The organism is Aminobacter sp. NyZ550, from assembly GCF_025628925.2.
Taxonomy (GTDB): domain Bacteria; phylum Pseudomonadota; class Alphaproteobacteria; order Rhizobiales; family Rhizobiaceae; genus Aminobacter; species Aminobacter ciceronei.
Genome location: NZ_CP114190.1, coordinates 4,487,400 through 4,506,732 on the forward strand (window position 1 = coordinate 4,487,400; position 19,333 = coordinate 4,506,732).

Below are 19,333 nucleotides of genomic sequence, written 5' to 3' on the forward strand. Positions count from 1 at the left end.
GAAGGCTGCTCCAACAGCCTCACCGAACATGTCGGCAAGCCGGCCCGTTCCGTGAGGCTCGATCCTCGAGGTTCTCTTCCGCGCGGTATTCGCCTGAATGTGATTTGCGCGCAGCCTGGGCGTCGGTCCACCTTGCGCGGGTTCATCGCCAGGATGTGTCAATGCGCGAGATCAGGCGGGTCGCCGTGGAGTGCGTCGGGCGTGCGGTCATGTTCGGATCGCTCGCGATCGGATGCGTCATGGTCGGCTTCTCCTTCAACCCCGTATCGGCATTCCGCAGCGGCGCTTTCCTCACACTGATGATGGCGCTGGTGCTGATGTGGAAAGCGATGACCGCCGGCACCAAGGCGCCCAGGCGCACCGAGATCTGGCTCTATCTCGACGAGAAGTCGCGCCCGCTCGATGATCCTGCGCGGCGGGTGTTCGGCACCGTCATGCGCGACGTCTATGGTATTTTCGCGCGGATTGCGCTTTGCGTTGCGGTCGGTTTCTTCCTGCTGTCGCTGGTGCTGATGGCGTTTGGCCTCGAGGCCTATGTGCCGCCCGTGGGATAGGTCAGTGGTCCATCGAGCAAGGACAAGCGCAGGCGAAGATCATCTCTTAGATGTCGCGCTATTCGTAAGCGTCCCGGGGTTCAGGTCTGACAGCCATCCCGATCACTCCTTCAAGGCAGCCGCCAGCTGTTTCGCCGCGATGCTGTCGCCCGTTTCAGCACTCTTGTCGCCGCCGGTCTGCTGGCCCGGTTGTACGGCGGCATCACCGGCACGTTCCTGTTCGGCGAGGAGCACGCGGCCGCCGACTTCTATCTGTAACGTCATGCTGCTGTTCCAGGCCGAGCGCTTCGGCGTTCACGTTCCCGAACCGATGGCCGAACTGCGCGCGGATGCGCGAGCGGCCCGCCGTCGGTGCTGCGATGCGGGCCGAAGGCTTCGCCTGAACTCGATCCTGATAGACTCGCCGCCCAGTCCCTGCCCCCAATGCGCACGCGCCAGCACAAATCCCAATGCGACTGTGTTGGCGTCGGTTGCGCCGAAAGACAGGGTTATCGTCCCGATCGCGTCCCCCAGCTGCGCAATCCCGAAGCGGCGGGCCCGGAGACGCGGGATGGCCCATTCATGTCGTCGGCCTTGCCGGTTGCCGGCTTCGCCATCATCGATGGCTGCGGATATGGCGGAGGCGGTCAAGAAGGTCTCAGGCGTTCCCTGTGCCGTTGCGCATGGCGTCGTCGAAGTGTGGCCGTTGACTGGGACCTACATGGTCCGCTGTGGTCGTCTTCGGCTCCATCATCGAACGGACGCAATCGGTTGGCTGCAGAATGGCCGCTTTCATGTTGCGCCGTTCGGTTACCGATGTCTCGACTGGTAAACTGCAAGGCGTCAGCGAAAGATGGCGCAATCTGCCAGACGCTTTCTCGATGTCGGTCAAGCAGCGGCACGAGCCGGTGTATCTGACCGACTCCGGCGGGGTGACATAGCGTCTGCTCCCCGACAAGCGAGCAGCCCAATTCCGCGCCATCGCGCAACCGGCCTCGATACGGCTGTGGGACGGCCCCTACGCCGCCCTCACCCAGACCTTGTTGTCATGCACGGCAGCGCCGCCATAAGGCGCCGGCGCGTCGGCGCCGGTCAGCACGTTGATGCCTTCGCCGCGCTCATGGTCGGAATTCGGCCAGATGCCTTCGGCGATGACGACGCCGCGCCTGATCTTGTCGAACAGGCGGGCATGCAGCACGACCTCGCCGCGCATATTGCCGATCTCGACCCGGTCGCCTGTCGCTATCCCGAGTTCTGCCGCGTCCTCGGAATGGATCAACAGTTCCGGCCGGCCCTCCTTCTCGCGCGACACCGGCGTCTCGGCGAAGGTCGAGTTGAGGAAGTTGCGCGCCGGCGACGTCGCCAGGCGGAACGGATGGGCCGCATCGGCCACCTCGATCAGGTCGACATGATCGGGGAATTCGGGCAGCTGCGCAACCGGGCCGAAGATGCCCATGCTGCGCGGCGGCTTGTTGGGGGCCGCACCGCCATTCCACTGCGGCTTGAAGCGGAACTTGCCGTCGGCATGGCCAAAGCCGTTGAGGAAATGCGCGCTGTCGAATTCCGGCTGCATGTCGGCCCATTTCTGGTCCTTGAAGGTCTCGAAATTGCCGAGGCCCTTCTTCTCCAGCATGACGTCGATATGCTGGCGTTCGGTCATGCCGAAGCCCGGCATGTCAGACACGCCAAGCCGCTTGCCCAGTTCCTCGATGACATAGTGGTTGGTGCGCGGCCCCTCGGGCGGGTCGATCAGCTTCGGCCCCAGCGTGATGTGCTGGTTGCCGCCGCCCTTGTAGATGTCGTCATGCTCGAGGAACATCGTCGCCGGCAGCACGACATCGGCGAGCTTGGCCGTGTCGGTCATGAACTGCTCGTGCACACAGGTGAACAGGTCGTCGCGCAGGAACCCCTTGACCACCAGCCGCTGCTCCGGCGCGACATTGGCCGGGTTGGTGTTCTGGATCAGCATCGCGGTGACAGGCGGGCCGCCATAGAGCGCGTCCTCGGCATTGGTCAGCACCGGGCCGATGCGCGAATGGTCGAGATAGCGGATGCCGGGGTCGCGGAATTTGGTGCCTTCGAGCAGCTCGCCATTGAGCTTGAAGATGCCCGAATTGGAATGGAAGGCGCCGCCGCCCTCATATTGCCAGGCGCCCGTCACCGCCGGGATCGACAGCGCCGCATGCATGTTGACCGAGCCGTTGCGCTGGCGCGAAAAGCCGTAGCCCAAGCGGAAGAAGGTCTTCTTGGTGGTGCCGACGAGCCGGGCGAAAGCCTCGATCTCCTCGACCGTCAGGCCGGTGATTGCGGCCGCCCATTCCGGCGTCTTGTCGGCGAGATGCGCTTCGAGGCCCCTGGGGTCGTCGGTGTATTTTTCGAGATAGGGGCGATCGGCAAACCCGTCGCGGAACAGCACATGCATGACCGCGCAGGCGAGCGCGGCGTCGGTGCCGGGCTTCAGCACCAGCCCCATGTCGGCCTGCTTCAGCGTCGCGGTCTCGTAGATGTCGATGACGACGATCCTGGCGCCGCGTTCCTTGCGCGCCTTGATCGCATGGGTCATCACATTGACCTGGGTGACCACCGCATTGGTGCCCCAGATGACGACGCAGTCCGACTTGCCGATCTCGCGCGGATCGGTGCCGCGCAGCGCACCTGTGCCCATGACATAACCGGTCCAGGCGAGATTGGTGCAGATCGAGCCGAAGAAGCCGGAATATTTCTTGGCGTGGCGCAGACGCTCGATGCCGTCGCGCTGCACCAGCCCCATCGTGCCGGCGTAGAAATAGGGCCAGACGGTCTCCGAGCCGTAACGCTCCTCCGCCGCGATGAATTTTTCCGCGATGAGGTCGAGCGCTGCCTCCCAGCTCGCTTCCTTCCAGTTGCCGTCGCCCTTGGCGCCCGCGCGGACCAGCGGCTTGAGCAGCCGGTCGGGATGGTGGACGCGGTCGGCATAACGGGCGACCTTGGCGCAGATGACGCCTGCCGTATAGCTGTTGGACTTGGCGCCGTGCACACGCCCGATGCGCTTGTCGTCGAGCAGCTCGACTTCGAGCGCACAGGTCGACGGGCAGTCATGCGGGCAGGCCGAATGGCCGATCTTGATCTTGGCGTGCTGGTTCATGGCGCCCTTTTACCCTGATGTCGGCGCGGCGTGTAGGGCCAATTCGAGGGGCAACGCTGCCCCTCATCCCCCTGCCGGGACCTTCTCCCCGTGAACGGGGAGAAGGGGCAAGTGCAACAGTTGCGGCCAGCCTCCTTCTCCCCGTCACTATACCGGGAGAAGGTCCCGGCAGGGGGATGAGGGGCGGCGCTGCGGTGACAGATGATGCCGGATGGCCGTGCAAGGCCAGCATGGGGCACGACATTACCCTCCCCCTTGTGGGGAGGGTCGGCGAGCGAGCGTTGCGCAGCAAAGCGAGTGAGACGGGGTGGGGGTATGCCGAGCGCACGGTTACCCCCTCCCCGGACCTGCGGTCCGACCCTCCACACAAGGGGGAGGGTGAAGGCCCTACTCGGCTATGCCTTCTTCATATTCGGCCGACATTGTCAGCCACTTCTCTTCGTTGGTTTCCAACTGGGCGGAGAGCTGCGAGCGCTCCTTGGCCAGTTGCGTCGCCGTCGTCGGGTCCTTTTCATAGAGCTTGGGATCGGCGAGCTGGTCCTCGATGCCGTCGATGCGCTTGCGGATGCGGTCCATCAGCGCCTCGGTGGCGCGGATTTCCTTGGCCAGCGGCTCGAGGGCGGCGCGCCGTGCCGCGGCCTCGCGGCGCTTGTCGGCCTTCGAGGCCTTGTCGGCCTCGCGCTCCTTGCGCCGGTCGCCCGACACGCCGGTCACCAGCGTCTTGTAGTCCTCGAGATCGCCGTCATAAGGATTGACCGCGCCATCCTTGACCAGCCACAGCCGGTCGGCCGTCGCCTCGAGCAGGTGGCGGTCGTGGCTGATCAGGATCACGGCGCCGGGAAACTCGTTGAGCGCCATGATCAACGCCTCGCGGCTGTCGATGTCGAGGTGGTTGGTCGGCTCATCGAGGATAAAGAGGTTCGGCCCGTCAAAGGCCGACAGGCCCATCAGCAGCCGCGCCTTTTCGCCACCGGACAGGTCCTTGGCGGCGGTGTTCATCTTCTCTGTCGGCAGGCCGAACTGGGCGACACGCGCCCTGACCTTTGACTCAGGCGCCTCCGGCATCAGCCGGCGCACATGCTCATAGGCGTTTTCCTCGGGCCGGAGATCGTCGAGCTGGTGCTGGGCGAAGATCGCCACCTTGAGCCCGGGCGCGATCGTCACCGAGCCGGTCTCGGCCTTGAGCCGGCCGGCCAGAAGCTTGGCGAAGGTCGACTTGCCGTTGCCGTTGGCGCCGAGGAGCGCGATGCGGTCGTCGGCGTCGATGCGCAAGGTCATCTTCTTGAGGATCGGCTTGTCGGCCTGATAGCCGACGCTGACCCGGTCGAGCGCGACGATCGGCGAGGCCACCGTCTTGACCGGCTCGGGGAAGCTGAACGGGCGCACATTGTCTTCGATCAGTGCGGCGATCGGCTTCATCTTCTCCAGCGCCTTGATGCGCGACTGTGCCTGGCGCGCCTTCGACGCCTTGGCGCGGAAGCGGTCGACGAAGGACTGCAGGTGCTTGCGTGCCGCCTCCTGCTTGACGCGGCCCTTTTCCTGCAGCTCGCGCTGCTCTGATATCTGGCGCGCGAACTGGTCGTAGCCGCCGCGCCAGAAGGTCATCTTCTTCTGGTCGAGATGGACGATCGAATTGACGGCGCGGTTGAGCAGGTCGCGGTCGTGGCTGATCAGGAGCACGGTGTGCGGATATTTCGAGACATAGTTCTCGAGCCACAACGTGCCTTCGAGATCGAGATAGTTGGTCGGCTCGTCGAGCAGCAGAAGATCGGGCTCGGAAAACAGCACGGCGGCAAGCGCCACGCGCATGCGCCAGCCGCCGGAGAATGACGATGCCGGGCGCTTCTGCGCCTCGTCGTCGAAGCCGAGGCCGGCGAGGATGGTGGCGGCGCGGGACTCGGCCGAATGGGCGTCGATGTCGGCCAGGCGGATGTGGATCTCGGCGATGCGGTGCGGGTCGGTGGCGGTCTTTTCCTCGGCGAGCAGTGCGCTGCGCTCGACGTCGGCCTTGAGCACGATGTCGATCAGCGGCTCCTCGGTGCCGGGCGCTTCCTGCGCGACCTGGCCGATACGCGTGTTCTTGGGCAGGCTGATGCTGCCGGTTTCCGAGCTGAAATCGCCGGTGATCGCCTTGAACAGCGTGGTCTTGCCGGTGCCGTTGCGGCCGACAAGGCCGGCCTTGGTGCCGGCAGGCAGGGTCAGCGACGCGTGGTCGAGAAGCAGGCGTCCGGCAATGCGGAGGGAAAGGTCATTGATGATGAGCATGGCGTGGCGGTTTTGGCCGAGAGTTACCGATATGGCAAGAGCGCGCCGCAGCAGCTTGTTGTTGCGGCATGATCTTTTCCTGGAACCGGCCACCACTTCCAGGGATCATGCCGTGCACCGACGCATGGGCGAACGGGCCGTTGCCTGGCGATCAGGCGAAGGCCGGCCTGTGGCTGCGCTGCAGCGCTTCGCCCGGCACCTCGCCTGCCGCATCGATCGCCGCGCCGTCTGACGTCGCAGGCGGCGGCGCGGCGTGGCCGATGGCAAACAGCACGGCACTTCCGGCGGCCAGCATGGCAAACAGCATGAACATGCCCTGCCCGCCAAAGGCGCCCAGCGCCAGCCCGCCGAACAATGGGCCGATGAAATTGCCGACCGAACTCAGCGAATGGGCGCCGAAATAGGCGCCGCGGTTGCCGTCATTGGAGATCCTGTCGACAAGCACATATTCGGCCGGCACGACCAGCACCTCGCCGATGGTGAACAGCACCATGAAGCCGATCAGCATGGCAGCATTGGTGGAGACGGCAAAACCGAGCTCGCCGCCGAGGAACAAGAGGCAGCCCAGCACCATCGCCCGCAACGGCCCGATCTTCTCGATCACCAGCCGCGCCGGCGCTGTGGCGAGCACCACCACGGCGGCGTTGGTGGTGACCAGCCAGGCAAAGATCTTCATGCCGTCGTCAACGTTGGTGGTCAGATATTGCGACAGGGTCACCGACCACTGGCCGTAGACCGCCATCAGCAGCGTGCCGCCGCCGACATAAAACAAAAGCCTGTTGTCACGCAGGGCAGCCCCGAGCCGGCGCAGGCCCGGCGCCTGCTGCGGCGCGGCCTGTCCGCTGCGGTCGGCCAGCGCCGCAGGCACGACGGCAAAGATCGCCGCGGCAAAGACGAAATGCACCATGCCGGCAATGACGAAGGGCAAGGGCGAATTGGCGCCGATGGCCAGGCCGATCATCGGCCCGACGGCCCAGCCGGCATTGATGACGAGGTAGCGCCACGAAAACATCCTGAGCCGGAGTTTCTCGGGCGCCGCATCGCTCATCAGCGCCCGCGACACCGGCTCATAGACCGCAGCCGACACCGACGAGACGACATGCGCCAGCGCAAAAGCCGCGACCGATTGCGCCAGGCCGAGGCCCACGAGCCCGAGCCCGGCAAACAGAAGTGCGGTGACCAACACCACGCGCCGGCCGATGCGATCCGAAATCGTTCCGGCAAACGGGCTTATGGCAGCGCCGAGCAACGGCCCGGTGCCGATCAGCACGCCGATCCAGGCCGGGCTCAGGCCGAAATCGCCCTGCAGGCGGATGGCCAGGAAGGTCAGGCTCATGCCCCGGGCGATCGCCACCATGCCGGAGCCGGCAATGAGCAAGAGCACGATGGCCTGGCCGGTCTTGTCGCCGAATGGACGCACGTTTTTTATCCCGATACAGAGAAAGCGACGTCAGGCCGGCTGGCCGGGCGCGGTCGCAGATGCTTCGTCTGGCCGAGATGACGTGCAAAGGCAAGGCAAGTCACGCTGCCCAGAGGCAGCTATCTGATGATCCAGACATCTCATGACAAATACTGGGGTCATGACAAATACCGGGGCATGCCAAAAGACCGGCTCATGACGACATCCGGGCCGGCGCCCTGCCGGAATCGAAACGGCCCGCACATGGCGGGCCGTCCGAAACGTCTTGGCGAAAGGCTCAGCGGCTGGCGGTGCGCAAAAGCTTGCACAGTTCGCGCAGGTCGCTTTCGAATGCCATCGGGTTGGACAGCACCATCTTGCAGCGCTTCACATAGGCAGCCACCTGGGCTTGCGACATGCCGCCGATGACGCCTGGGTTGATGCCCGGGCCGCCGGGGCCGCCAGGACCGCCGGGGCCACCGGGACCGCCGGGTCCGCCAGGGCCACCCGGCAGGCCGGGCCCGCCGATGTTGATGCCGATGTCGGCGAGCGTGTTGCCGCCGAGGCCGAGATTGGCATTCACGCCGGCCAGGCCGTTGTTGCCGCCGACATTGGCGCCGACATTGGCGGCCAGCCCGTTATTGCCGCCGACGGTGGCTTTGGCCGTGGCGTCAACGAGGCCTTTGCTTCCGCCGGCGCCCGCGTTCAGACCCGCATTGATGCCATTGGAACCGCCAACGCTGGCGCTGACGTTGGCACCCGTACCGCCCGGATTGCCGCCGGAACCCAGGCCTATGTCGGCATTGACGCCGCCGGACCCGCCGACGGTAGCGCCCACTCCGCCTGAATCGATCGAAACGCCGAGCCCGCTGCTGCGGTTGCCTATGTCCAGGGCGCTGGCTGGCGCGCAGAGCGCCACAAAAACGATACCACCCGCCAGTGTCTTGGCAATTGCCTTCGATATACCAGTCATGGAAGTCTCCCTGTGGTTGCCGATCCCAGCACCCAGCCTTGAGACTGGCTGCCGGCATAGTAACGAACCCAAGTGGCAATAAGTTTCACCTACCCCCCTAGACATCATCAACTTTTTTACTGCTCACCATGAATTGCGTTACATGAAGCAGTAGACGATCGAATCCTTTTGATTATGTTCGTTGAAAGCATAAAATTTTATGCAATTTAGGCGAATGCTCTACCGTCTTCGGTGCGCTGGAAGTATATGAGATCGAGAGCTACGGACGGGCGCCCGAGAACTGTCAGGATCATGTGCGCCTGGCCGCGATGATGCGTCTGGTGGTTGAAAAGGTGCATCAGGGCCGGCGCCAGCCGCTGCGAGATGGTGCGCATGTCGGTGATGGTCATGTAGGTGAAGCGCCCGGTGAATGCCTTGTCGCCGAGCGAGCCGATCCACTCGACGATGCGCCTGTCCTCAGCCTGGCGCGCGGCGCGCAATCTGTCGAAATCGGCATGGATGATGGCATCGAGCTGAGATGGCGCGTCGCCCTCGCCGGTGAAGCGCTTCAGCCAGACCCGGTCGGCGACCAGCAGATGATTGAGCGTCCCTTTCATCGACTTGAAGACGGCGCCGGTGTCGCGCTCATAGTCTGCCACGTCGAGTTCGGCTGCTGCCTCATAGATGCGCTCGTTGGCCCATTGATTATAGGCAGCCAACATCATGAAATGCTGTTTCATCCGATATCCCTAAGTGTTTCGAAACCAGCTTCTTACTACAGCCCATCGGGAACCCAATGACCATTCTCCTCTACGACCTCGTCGGCAGCGATATGACGCGCCCGTTCAGCCCGCATTGCTGGAAAGCGGCGATGGCTTTGGCACATAAGGGGCTGGACTTCAGCACCGTGCCGACGCGTTTCCTCGAGGTATCAGGGATCGAGGGCGGTGCGTCGAAAACCGTGCCTGTCATCCGCGACGGCGATCGTGTGGTCGCCGATTCCTTCGCCATCGCGCTCTATCTCGAACAGGCCTATCCGGATCGGCCGTCGCTGTTTTCAGGCGCCGGCGGCGAGGCCCATGCCCGCTTCATCGAGCGCTGGTCGCAGTTGACCATCCATCCTTATGTCGGTGCTGCCGCGCTGACCGCGCTTTGCGGCATGCAGGACGAAGCCAACGCCGCCTATTTCCGCGAGAGCCGCGAGACACGTTTCGGCAAAACGCTGGAAGAGGTCAGCGCGGCACGCGATGCCGGGCTGCAAAACTTCAGGGCGTCGCTCGAGCCGCTGCGCAGCATGCTCACCTACCAGCCGTGGATCGGCGGCGATCGCCCGCTGTTTGCCGACTACATCGTCTTCGGCGCGCTGCAATGGGCCCGCATCGCCACGCCCTACCAGTTGCTCGACGCGGCCGACCCGATCGCCGCCTGGTTCGGCCGTTGCCTCGAGCTCCATGACGGCCTTGCCGGCCGTGTGGCTGCGGCCGCCTAGCCCCTTGGCAATGCGGCGGGCGGCCTGTATAGAGCCCGCCACACTGCAAATCCCAGAAATCACAAGGACCAGACATGGCGATCGAACGCACATTTTCGATGATCAAGCCGGACGCAACCCGCCGCAACCTGACCGGCGCCATCACCAAGATGCTCGAAGACGCCGGCCTGCGCGTCGTCGCTTCGAAGCGCGTCTGGATGAGCCGCCGCGAAGCCGAAGGCTTCTATGCCGTGCACAAGGAACGCCCCTTCTTCGGCGAGCTGGTCGAGTTCATGTCGTCGGCGCCGACCATCGTCCAAGTTCTCGAAGGCGAGAACGCCATTGCCAAGAACCGCGAAGTGATGGGCGCCACCAACCCGGCCAACGCTGCCGAAGGCACCATTCGCAAGGTCCACGCGCTGTCGATCGGCGAAAACTCGGTGCATGGCTCGGACGCCCCCGAGACCGCCGCTGAAGAGATCGCCTACTGGTTCTCGGGCACCGAAATCGTTGGCTGATCCAGCCGGTCAACAGCAGGCGTCAAGCTGCTGATCCAGATTCGAAAAGGCCGGTGCGCACGCTCCGGCCTTTTTGTTTGGGCCGCTGCGGAAATCGAAAAAGCCGGGGTGTGCGCGCGCCCCGGCTTTTTCCTTGGGTCTCCGCCCCTCGCCTGCCGGCCAAGGATTTCAACGGCTTGGCGGCATATCAGGTGAAACCGATTCAATCCGTTGCCAAACTGATTCAGCTTGCGCTGGCGAAACGCACGATGTCCTTGCCGTCCTTGTCGGCCAGCACGAGCTTGCCCTCGACGATCGTGAAGCTGGCAGCGCGCTCGAGCGCCTGATGGAAGCTGTGTTCCTGGTCCATCACCGCCTGTTCGCAGGCCATCTCGGTCGAGCCGATCTGGCCGAAGGCCACCTTCTGGCCGTCGACCTTGGCGCTGCCGAAGAAGCCGTTGCAGCCGCCGCGGCCCGACACCTTGCCGTCGGTGGCGATGCGCAATGTCGCCTTGGCCTTGTCATGGGCGGCTGCGCCGTCGATCTCCTCGGCGACCCAGTCACGGTCGAAAATCGTGAGCTCTTCGGCGGCACCGGACTGGCGGACCATCTTGACTACAATGGTCTGCGGCCCCGCCGTCAGCGGATCGAGCGCATGGCGCACGTCGTTGATGAACCAGAGCTGGTCATCGACGCTGATGCGCGCCTGCAGCGCGTAGGTCATGTTGGTCTTGATCGCAGTGGGATCGAAGGGGATGGCAAATCTGATCGGCACCTGTCCCGCCGGATCGATCTTCTGCGCGCCGAGGATCCTCGCCGGCGCGTCGGCGAGCGAGACATCGGCAAGCTGCACCTCGAGCACCGCATTCGCAGGCAAGGCGATGCGCTCGCGATACAGCACCTCGCCGGTGACAAGGGTCTCGTCAGCCGTTGCCAGGGTGGGAACGACCATCATGCCGACCAGCAGCGGCGTCATGCCGAAAATGAGGAACTCCGCGAGCTTACCAAGCAAGGCTGCCTCCTGGTTCGTGTTGCCAAAACGATCAATGTTGCCAAGACAAAGAATCTGACCGCGCGCCCGGCATCAACCGGGCGTTTCGACAGTGAATAACAGGGAATGAGGTCGTTCCATGGCCGCGGCGTGACAGCGCGGCCGCCATCGCTCAGGACTTCGCCCAGCGGGCAGCGGCGGCGTCGTCGCTTTCCTTGGCGTCGACCCAGCCACCCTCGCTGCCGTCGAGAAGATGTTCCTTCTTCCAGAACGGGGCGCGCGACTTGAGATAGTCCATCAGGAAATTCGCGGCGTCGAAGGCGGCCTGCCGGTGCCGGGAGGCGGTGACCACCAGCACGATGTTTTCGCCGGGCCTGATCTTGCCGAAGCGGTGGATGGCGGTGATGCCGGCCAGCGGCCAGCGCGCCAGAGCCTCTTGGGCGATGCGGGTGATCTCGGCCTCGGCCATGCCGGGATAATGTTCGAGCTCAAGCGCGGCCAGGCTGCCGGCCTCGTCGCGGCAGAGGCCGGTGAAGGTGACGACGGCGCCGACATCCGCCCTGCCCGCCGATATCAGCGCGATCTCGGTGGCGACGTCGAAGTCGCCGGCCTGGATGCGCACCACAGGCACGACGCTCATTGGGTCAGCCGCCCGTCATCGGCGGAAACAGCGCGATCTCGCGCGCGCTGCCGATCTCTTCGCGGTGATCGACATGTTCCTGGTTGATCGCGACCCGGATCACCTCGGGGTGCTGCAGCGCGCTTTCGAATTCCTCGCCGCGCGACTTGAGCCACAACAACAGGTCACGGACCGTCCTGACCTCGGCGGGCAGCTCGACCTCTTCCTCGGCCTTGCCGATCCGCTCGCGCACCCAGGCGAAATAGATGAGCTTGGTCATGGTCTCACTCGTCCATGATGTGTTTCAGGCCGGCACGGAAATAGTCATAGCCGGTATAGAGCGTCACCAAGGCTGCGATCCACAACAGCACAAGGCCGATCTGGGTGGTCAGCGGAAAGATCTTGTCGCCGGCCGGGCCGGCGAGCAGGAAGGCGATGGCCACCATCTGGATCGCCGTCTTCCACTTGGCAAGCTGGGTCACCGGCACGCTGACCTTGAGTGCCGCAAGATATTCGCGCAGGCCCGAGACCAGGATTTCGCGGCACAGGATGATGATCGCCGCCCACAGCGACCAGCCGGCGATGCCGCCGCGATTGTCGGTGTCGGCGGCGAGCAAAAGCAGGCAGGTGGCGACAAGCAGCTTGTCGGCGATCGGGTCGAGCATGCGGCCGATGTTGGAGGTCTGCTTCCAGGCGCGGGCCAGATAACCGTCGAGATAGTCGGTGATGCTGGCGACGACGAAGATCGCCAGCGCGCTCCAGCGGGCGAAGTCGGACGATTGCAGCCGGCCTTCCAGGAAGAAGCAGAGCACGACCATCGGCACGGCAAGAATGCGGGCATAGGTCAGCATGTTGGGCAGATTGAATGCGCGCTGGGCCATGGTTTCTTATGCTCTTTCGTCTGCCGTATTGAAATCAGAAGGCGGGCTTGGGGGTCAACTGTCTAGAGATAGCCCGGGCAGGCGCCGGACGACAATTCCCGTTGATCACCCATTATCGTGAAAATGGTTGTAAACAAGGCGCGCGATGGATTCCGAGATGCCTTCGACGGCCATCAGGTCGTCGACGGCGGCGCGGCTGACCGCCTTGGCGGTGCCGAAGGCCAACAGCAGCGCGCGCTTGCGGCTCGGCCCGATGCCGCCGATCTCGTCGAGCGGGTTCTTGACCATTTCCTTCTTGCGCCGCGCCCGGTGCGAACCGATGGCGAAGCGGTGCGCCTCGTCGCGCAGGCGCTGGACGAAATAGAGCACGGGGTCGCGCACCGGCAGCGAGAACGACTCCTTGCCCCTGACGAAGAAACGCTCGCGTCCGGCCTCGCGGTCCTGGCCCTTGGCGACGCCGATCGCCACCACGCGGTCCTCGATGCCGAGCTCGGCCAACATGGCACGCACCGCCGTCATCTGGCCCTGGCCGCCGTCGATCAGGATGACGTCGGGCCAAGCCGGAAAGGCGCCAGTTTCCTCGATGCCTTCGGCATCCCCCTCCTCCGGCTGGTCGCCGCCATGCTCCTTGAGCAGGCGCGAAAAGCGGCGTGTCATCACTTCGCGCATCATGCCGAAGTCGTCGCCGGGGGTGATGTCGGTCGAGCGGATGTTGAACTTGCGGTACTGGTTCTTGACGAAGCCTTCGGGGCCGGCGACCACCATGCCGCCGACGGCATTGGTGCCCATGATGTGCGAGTTGTCGTAGACCTCGATGCGCACCGGCGGCTTGTCCAGCCCGAAGGTCTGGGCAAAACCTTCGAGCAGCCGCGCCTGGGTCGAGGTTTCCGCCAGCCGGCGGCCGAGCGCCTCGCGGGCGTTCTGCACGGCATGGTCGACGATGTCCTTCTTTTCGCCGCGCTGCGGCACCGAGATCGCCACCTTGTGGCCGGCGCGGGTGGACAGCGCCTCGGCCAGAAGCTCCTGTTCCTCGACGCCATGCGACAACAGGATGGCGCGGGGTGACGGCTTGTCGTCATAGAACTGGGCCAGGAACGAGCCCAGCACCTCGGCTGCCTCCAGCGACGGGTCGGCCTTGGGGAAATAGGCGCGGTTGCCCCAGTTCTGGCCGGTGCGGAAGAAAAACACCTGGATGCCGGTCTGCCCGCCCTCCTGGTGGATGGCGAAGACGTCGGCCTCGTCGATGGTCTGCGGGTTGATGCCCTGGTGGCTCTGGACATGCGACAGCGCCGCCAGGCGGTCGCGATAGATGGCGGCGCGTTCGAAATCGAGCTCCTCGGCAGCATGCTGCATCTGGCTCGAAATCTCCGTCTTCACCTTCTGGCTGCGGCCGGACAGGAAGTCCCTGGCCTCCTGCACCAGCTCGTCATAGCCCTCGCGGGAGATCTCGCCGGTGCAGGGCCCGGCACAGCGCTTGATCTGGAACAGCAGGCACGGCCGCGTGCGGTTGTCGAAGAAACTGTCGGTGCAGCTGCGCAACAGGAAAGCGCGCTGCAGCGAATTGATGGTGCGGCCGACAGCCTGCGCCGAGGCGAAGGGCCCGAAATAATCGCCACCTTTGCGCGAGCGCGCGCCGCGATGCTTGTAGATGCCGGGCGCGGTGTGGTCGCTGGTCAGCATGATGTAGGGAAACGACTTGTCGTCGCGCATCAAGACGTTGAAGCGCGGCCGCAAGCGCTTGATCAGGTTGGCTTCGAGCAGCAGCGCCTCGATCTCGGTGCGGGTGACGACGAACTCCATCGTCGCCGTCTCGCGCACCATCTTGCCGATGCGGTTGGTGTGGAAGCGCCCTTGCGCGTAGTTGGTGACGCGCTTCTTCAGGCTGCGCGCCTTGCCGACATAGAGCACGTCGCCCGCCGCATTCATCATGCGGTAGACGCCGGGCGCATTGGGCAACCGCTTGACCAGCGTCTGGATCACCTCGGCGCCGACCATGCCGTCGGCATCGCCAGCATGCGCGGTCCAGTCTATGGCGGTGAAAGGCAGGTCCGGACCGGAGGCTGCGACGATCTCGTCCGCCGCCTCGTCGTCATCGAGCTCGGCTTCGGGCATGTCTTCGGCAGCCTTGCCGCCCTTGCGGAGGCTTGTGCCGGTATCGGAATGGCGTGGACTCATTCCACCATGCCTGTCACGTCAGGCGTCTGCCAGGCAAGATGCTGGCCGCCGTCCAGCGCGATCATCTGGCCGGTTATCGAGCGCGACTGCCAGAGATAGCGGATGGTGGCGCCGAACTCGCCTAGGGCGGGACCGTGCTTGAGGATCAGCCCGTCGAGCTGGGCGGCGAAGGCTGCCGCATCCTGGCGCGCGCTCGGCAGCGTCGGGCCGGGGCCGATGGCATTGACGCGAATCCTGGGCGCCAGCGCCTGCGCCATCGTCCGTGTCGCCGCCCACATCGCCGCCTTCGACAGCGAATAGGAGAAATAATGCGGTGTCGGCTTGAGCACGCGCTGGTCGATCATGTTGACGATCAGGCCGTCCGTCCCCTCGGGCAAAGCGGCGGCGAAGTTCCTGGCCAGCAGTGCCGGCGTCTTCACATGCAGGGCGAAATGCCTGTCCCACACCTCCCAGTCGAAATCGGTCACCGAATCGACCTCGAACACCGAGGCATTGTTGACCAGAAGCGAGATCGGGCCGAGCGCTGCCGCGGCAGCGGCGACAAGCCCGTCGACATCAGCCATGTCGGCGAGGTCGCATTGCACGACGGCGGCGCGGCCGCCGCCTGATGTAATGGTGGCGGCGAGATCATCGGCGGCCTTGCGCGCGTGATTGCAATGGATGGCGACGCCGAAGCCATGCGCGGCAAGGTCTTCGACGATGGCGCGGCCGATGCGCTTGGCCCCACCCGTCACCAGCACATTGCCCGCCATCTCAGCCATCCCAGTCCTCTCATGCTGTCTGCCAGCTTCCGCGCGGGCAGCTTTCGGCTACCCCTTGGTAACCTCTGTAAAAAGCCGTTCATCGATCCGGCGGCAATGTGGCGAATGCCCGGGATACCGCCTCAAATCATGCCCGCGAAGCAGGCTTGCATGCGAGATATAGAACGGCCAACGCCTTGTACCAAGCGGCTTCAGGCAGAGGACTGGCAAAGCTCCTGACACGGCTGTTGCAGCGATGCAACGTCACGCTTCAGCCTCATTTGCGCCGGGCAATCACCCAACTTCAGGTTCGGTTCAGCCGCATTTCGACCCGACATTCGGAACCGTTCGGCGCCCAGCCCGTTTCTCCCCCCGGACGGGCTAGGGGCGCCAGTTGAAAAAGAGCCAGTGTATCGTTGGCTTAAGGAGTAAAACAATGACTGCCATTCTCAAGCACGCTCGTCCGCTCGCTGCGGCGTTCGGCCTGGTCGCGCTGGCTTCGATGCCTTCGTTCGCTGCCGACGTCGTCATGGAAGAGCCGCCGGCACCTGCCGCGCCGATGGAACAGCCCCCGCTCAACACCTGGTCCGGCCCCTATGCCGGTGTGACGCTGGGCTACGGCTTCAGCGGTGAAGCCGACGCTGCCGGCAACAAGATCAGCACCAGCGGCTTCCTCGGCGGTGCGTTCGCCGGTTACAACTACCAGATGGACAACTTCGTCCTCGGCGCCGAAGGCGACCTCGGCTACAGCGGCGTCGAAGGCGACAATGCCGGCACCTCGGTCAAGAACGGCTTCGAAGGCTCGCTGCGCGCCCGTCTCGGCTATGTCGTGACCCCTGACATCCTGCTCTACGCCACCGCCGGTGGTGCTGGCGCACAGGTCAAGGCAACGCAGGGCGGCATCGAAGACAAGAACACCATGCTCGGCTGGACCGCCGGCGTCGGCACCGACGTCAAGCTCACCGAACAGGTCTTCGGCCGCGTCGAGTACCGCTACACCGACCTCGGCACCGACACCTTCGCCCTCGGCGCAGGCAACACCGAAATCTCGAACAAGGATCACCGCATCCAGTTCGGCGTCGGTATGAAGTTCTGATCCCAGCGATCAGCACACACGAAAAAGCCGGGCTCGTGCCCGGCTTTTTTGTTGGTTGAAGCTTCGAGCGGAATGCTCGTCGGGGAGCGCTCGAATGGAGTAGCCGTCTCGCCGATGACATCTTTACGGGGCCATGTCGACCGGCACGTTCTGGGGAGGTATTCCAGCTCCCGCGCCGGTCAACTGATAACGTGACCGCATCTCGATCGGCGCCTGGCAATAGTCGTAGCCACCCGATAAGGGCATTGCCCGCAAGCTGGATGACATAGGCGAACAGCGTCTGGCACCGCGCCCTGATGCGCTCAGCATCGCGAGCTACCCGCTCAGCCTCAGCAGCTCGCCGCGCCCTCTTGCCTGATCTGGCGCATCATCGTCGCCGGGTCCGGCAAGCGGGCCGAAGATGCTTTCGAGGTGATCGAGTTCATCACCACTCAGTTTCGCCAGGTCGACTGTCTGGATCGGGCCGCCATTGCGGCCTGTGTGCTGCACGACTGCGAGCTTGGGATGCACCTGGGACGCCGCGGCTCAGCCATGTCATCGCGCCTGGAGGCATCGGCCTTGGGCTTCCGCATGACCTTCAGCATGTAGTCGAGGAGTGTATCGCCACCCTTGGCGATTTCCTTTTCTCGGCGAGCCATGGCCTTGCCTGGAGTGCCTTTCGAGCGTCCACCAGTCTTCTTGCCGACTGCCATCTATCCTGCTCTACTTTTTGTCTATTCTAGAAGGGGACAGATGGCCAATCCATTCAAGGAATACACATTGGACCAATTGATGAGCGCTGGTGAGCAGCCAGGCTCTCAAGCGTCCTATTATGTGGACCGCGAGATGCAACGCCGCCGGGAGCTAGCTCAGCAGGAGGTTGACGCGAAGGTCATTGCAGCGGCCGATGCTCAGATCGAGGCAGCGGCACATGCTAGGCGCGCTGCAGACGCAGCTATCGCAAGCGAGCAAGCCGCTAAGCACACGGCGCGGTGGACGAAGGTTTCCGCCGTTGCAATTGCCATCAGCGTTGTGGTCATGGCGATTGGCACCATGATCACTGCGACGAGTTAAGCTCTTTACCGCGTGCTGTGGGGACAAGATATTGGACGATCGCGCAGAAAGGTGCAGGCTTTGCGGGGACCGCGCAGTCAAAACGCACATCCTGCCTCGGGCCTTAATGCATGATCTTCGCGATGGCGAAGGGCACTTGATTGTTGGTTATTCCCACCAAGATGGCGTGGACTTTAGCCAAAGCGGGTCGTGGGAGTACCTGCTTTGTGACCATCATGAGCAACGGCTATCCATTGCGGATACCTATGGAGTCGACTTTTGCCGTCGGTCACGATCACTTCACGACCTCCGTGGCGAGTTATTCGAAGTTCCGAATCCCGCTCCGAATTTGCTACTTCGGTTTGCGTTGAGCATTGTGTGGCGCCACGCACACTCGAAAACAGGACGAGCGATCGGCCTTAGCCTTGGCGCCCACGAACGGAGAGTTCGCGACGCAGTGTTCGATCACTCTGACGTGGGTTATCAGCTCGTGCTGACTTCGTCCCATCACAGTATTAAGGGCGAACCCGTTGATATCACTTCGCTCCCCGCGAGGGGTCGAATAGGCGGCCTAAACACGTGGCGTTTCACGCTGGCCCAAATCAACTTTTCGCTCGCTATCACGAATGAGCAGTGGCCTCCACCGTTGAGCAACTTGCTTGCATCCACTCGTGACCCCGCAATTGTGTTTACTGGGCCGCTGATCGAAACTGCAGATCACCCGGCACACCAAGGCATCCTTGCGCGCATGAAGCGTCCTAGACCGCCCAACACTAGGAGATGATTGATCTTGCCGACCGAATATTGGTCCGGCATGGGTTAGATCTCCGATTGTGAAGTCTGCCCTTGGCAATCCACAGAAGCGGAGCGGGCCGGTGCCGCAGTAGGCAACCGGCCCTCTAAGGGTTAGGCGACCGCAAGATGCGGATCGATGTGCGAATCGCTGTCGACGGCGACACGCCAGGTGGTCAGCGGCTGGTTGGCAACGGCGTAGGCCACAGCGTGGGCGTCGCGACTTCGGATCTCGTGCCGTCGCTCGTCGACGAGGATCGCGTCGACCGAAGCTGCATTGGGCAGCACGTAGACATAAGCGGCCGGTGATGCGCCGTAGATACCGACTTCGCGGTCCAGCGCCGAGGCTGGCATGGAGAAGGAGATGGCAGCCGCGAGCATGGCGAGGCCACCGAAGAAGAGACTTCGGAACGTTCGAACCATCTGGTTCCTTTCGGGGTTGATTTCCGGGATCACCCGCCCGGTCGGGATCACACTTGATCGGGAAGGATCAGGGACTTCTCCCAGAGGCCTTCACGTTTGATTTCGTCAGCGGTCTCGGCCGGCACATACCGATATTGGTAGGGCCGTTGCAGGAGTTCCACAGCATCAGACGGTGGTGCATCCAGCCCTTTTCGGCGGGAAAGCGCGTGAACCTTGCCGCCCACACCGATTGCTCGGCCGAGCCAGACGCTACATGGCTCACTTACGGGCGGTCGTGTCCGTTGAGCGACCCGAGACATAGGTGACGTTTCGTACCGGACACATGGGTAACACTTTTGGCTTTTGG

Annotated in this window: 19 protein-coding genes; 6 read left to right on the plus strand and 13 right to left on the minus strand. The window is 63.8% G+C overall.

What is annotated here, in order from left to right; genetic code table 11:
* Window positions 1-161: 161 nt before the first annotated feature.
* Window positions 162-554 (plus strand): hypothetical protein, encoded by a 393-nt coding sequence (locus tag N7E70_RS22330; RefSeq protein WP_154385113.1) that lies wholly within the window; start codon window positions 162-164, stop codon window positions 552-554.
* Window positions 555-656: 102 nt separating this feature from the next.
* On the opposite strand, the gene N7E70_RS22335 is transcribed toward N7E70_RS22330, so the two are convergent.
* From N7E70_RS22335 to N7E70_RS22360, 6 genes are all read right to left on the minus strand, one after another.
* Window positions 657-818: a hypothetical protein gene (locus N7E70_RS22335; RefSeq protein ID WP_154385112.1), complete on the minus strand. Its 162-nt coding sequence runs from the start codon at window positions 816-818 to the stop codon at window positions 657-659.
* 733 nt (window positions 819-1,551) lie between these two features.
* Window positions 1,552-3,657 carry a molybdopterin-containing oxidoreductase family protein gene (locus tag N7E70_RS22340; RefSeq protein WP_263007671.1) on the minus strand — a complete coding sequence of 702 codons (2,106 nt, stop codon included), beginning with the start codon at window positions 3,655-3,657 and terminating at the stop codon, window positions 1,552-1,554.
* Window positions 3,658-4,044: 387 nt separating this feature from the next.
* Complete coding sequence (locus N7E70_RS22345; RefSeq protein ID WP_263007672.1) at window positions 4,045-5,922, minus strand: ABC-F family ATP-binding cassette domain-containing protein; 1,878 nt, start codon at window positions 5,920-5,922, stop codon at window positions 4,045-4,047.
* Between the two features lie 151 nt (window positions 5,923-6,073).
* Window positions 6,074-7,342 carry an MFS transporter gene (locus tag N7E70_RS22350; RefSeq protein WP_263007673.1) on the minus strand — a complete coding sequence of 423 codons (1,269 nt, stop codon included), beginning with the start codon at window positions 7,340-7,342 and terminating at the stop codon, window positions 6,074-6,076.
* Between the two features lie 277 nt (window positions 7,343-7,619).
* A complete protein-coding gene (locus N7E70_RS22355) occupies window positions 7,620-8,294 on the minus strand; it encodes a hypothetical protein (protein ID WP_263007674.1) in 675 nt (224 codons plus the stop codon).
* Between the two features lie 206 nt (window positions 8,295-8,500).
* Window positions 8,501-9,013 (minus strand): DinB family protein, encoded by a 513-nt coding sequence (locus N7E70_RS22360; RefSeq protein ID WP_182574446.1) that lies wholly within the window; start codon window positions 9,011-9,013, stop codon window positions 8,501-8,503.
* Window positions 9,014-9,069: 56 nt separating this feature from the next.
* On the opposite strand from N7E70_RS22360, the gene N7E70_RS22365 reads away from it, so the two are divergent.
* Complete coding sequence (locus tag N7E70_RS22365; protein WP_263007675.1) at window positions 9,070-9,762, plus strand: glutathione S-transferase family protein; 693 nt, start codon at window positions 9,070-9,072, stop codon at window positions 9,760-9,762.
* A gap of 74 nt (window positions 9,763-9,836) precedes the next feature.
* A complete protein-coding gene (gene ndk, locus N7E70_RS22370) occupies window positions 9,837-10,259 on the plus strand; it encodes a nucleoside-diphosphate kinase (RefSeq protein ID WP_067964005.1) in 423 nt (140 codons plus the stop codon).
* Between the two features lie 223 nt (window positions 10,260-10,482).
* Here the strand turns inward: ndk and N7E70_RS22375 are convergent, their stop codons facing one another.
* From N7E70_RS22375 to N7E70_RS22400, 6 genes are all read right to left on the minus strand, one after another.
* A complete protein-coding gene (locus N7E70_RS22375) occupies window positions 10,483-11,250 on the minus strand; it encodes an META domain-containing protein (protein ID WP_263007676.1) in 768 nt (255 codons plus the stop codon).
* 151 nt (window positions 11,251-11,401) lie between these two features.
* Window positions 11,402-11,869: a molybdenum cofactor biosynthesis protein MoaE gene (locus tag N7E70_RS22380; RefSeq protein ID WP_263007677.1), complete on the minus strand. Its 468-nt coding sequence runs from the start codon at window positions 11,867-11,869 to the stop codon at window positions 11,402-11,404.
* 4 nt (window positions 11,870-11,873) lie between these two features.
* The gene (gene moaD, locus N7E70_RS22385) at window positions 11,874-12,128 is read right to left on the minus strand and encodes a molybdopterin converting factor subunit 1 (protein WP_192317632.1); all 255 of its coding nucleotides are present in this window, start codon (window positions 12,126-12,128) and stop codon (window positions 11,874-11,876) included.
* 4 nt (window positions 12,129-12,132) lie between these two features.
* Window positions 12,133-12,729, minus strand: coding sequence for a CDP-diacylglycerol--glycerol-3-phosphate 3-phosphatidyltransferase (gene pgsA / locus N7E70_RS22390; RefSeq protein ID WP_067964015.1), 597 nt, complete (start codon window positions 12,727-12,729; stop codon window positions 12,133-12,135).
* 105 nt (window positions 12,730-12,834) lie between these two features.
* Window positions 12,835-14,904, minus strand: coding sequence for an excinuclease ABC subunit UvrC (uvrC, locus tag N7E70_RS22395; protein ID WP_263007678.1), 2,070 nt, complete (start codon window positions 14,902-14,904; stop codon window positions 12,835-12,837).
* Window positions 14,901-15,665, minus strand: a complete 765-nt coding sequence (locus tag N7E70_RS22400; protein ID WP_263007679.1) for an SDR family oxidoreductase — start codon at window positions 15,663-15,665, stop codon at window positions 14,901-14,903. The genes uvrC and N7E70_RS22400 overlap by 4 nt, the downstream gene beginning before the upstream one ends.
* Before the next feature lie 415 nt (window positions 15,666-16,080).
* On the opposite strand from N7E70_RS22400, the gene N7E70_RS22405 reads away from it, so the two are divergent.
* The 3 genes from N7E70_RS22405 to N7E70_RS22415 all read left to right on the plus strand — a co-directional run bounded on the left by N7E70_RS22405 (window position 16,081) and on the right by N7E70_RS22415 (window position 17,793).
* Window positions 16,081-16,740, plus strand: a complete 660-nt coding sequence (locus N7E70_RS22405; RefSeq protein WP_067964021.1) for an outer membrane protein — start codon at window positions 16,081-16,083, stop codon at window positions 16,738-16,740.
* A gap of 411 nt (window positions 16,741-17,151) precedes the next feature.
* A complete protein-coding gene (locus N7E70_RS22410) occupies window positions 17,152-17,328 on the plus strand; it encodes a hypothetical protein (RefSeq protein ID WP_263007680.1) in 177 nt (58 codons plus the stop codon).
* 144 nt (window positions 17,329-17,472) lie between these two features.
* Window positions 17,473-17,793, plus strand: coding sequence for a hypothetical protein (locus N7E70_RS22415; RefSeq protein ID WP_263007681.1), 321 nt, complete (start codon window positions 17,473-17,475; stop codon window positions 17,791-17,793).
* An 885-nt stretch (window positions 17,794-18,678) separates the two neighbouring features.
* Here N7E70_RS22415 and N7E70_RS22420 read toward each other — a convergent pair.
* Window positions 18,679-18,987 (minus strand): hypothetical protein, encoded by a 309-nt coding sequence (locus N7E70_RS22420; RefSeq protein WP_263007682.1) that lies wholly within the window; start codon window positions 18,985-18,987, stop codon window positions 18,679-18,681.
* Between the last annotated feature and the right edge of the window lie 346 nt (window positions 18,988-19,333).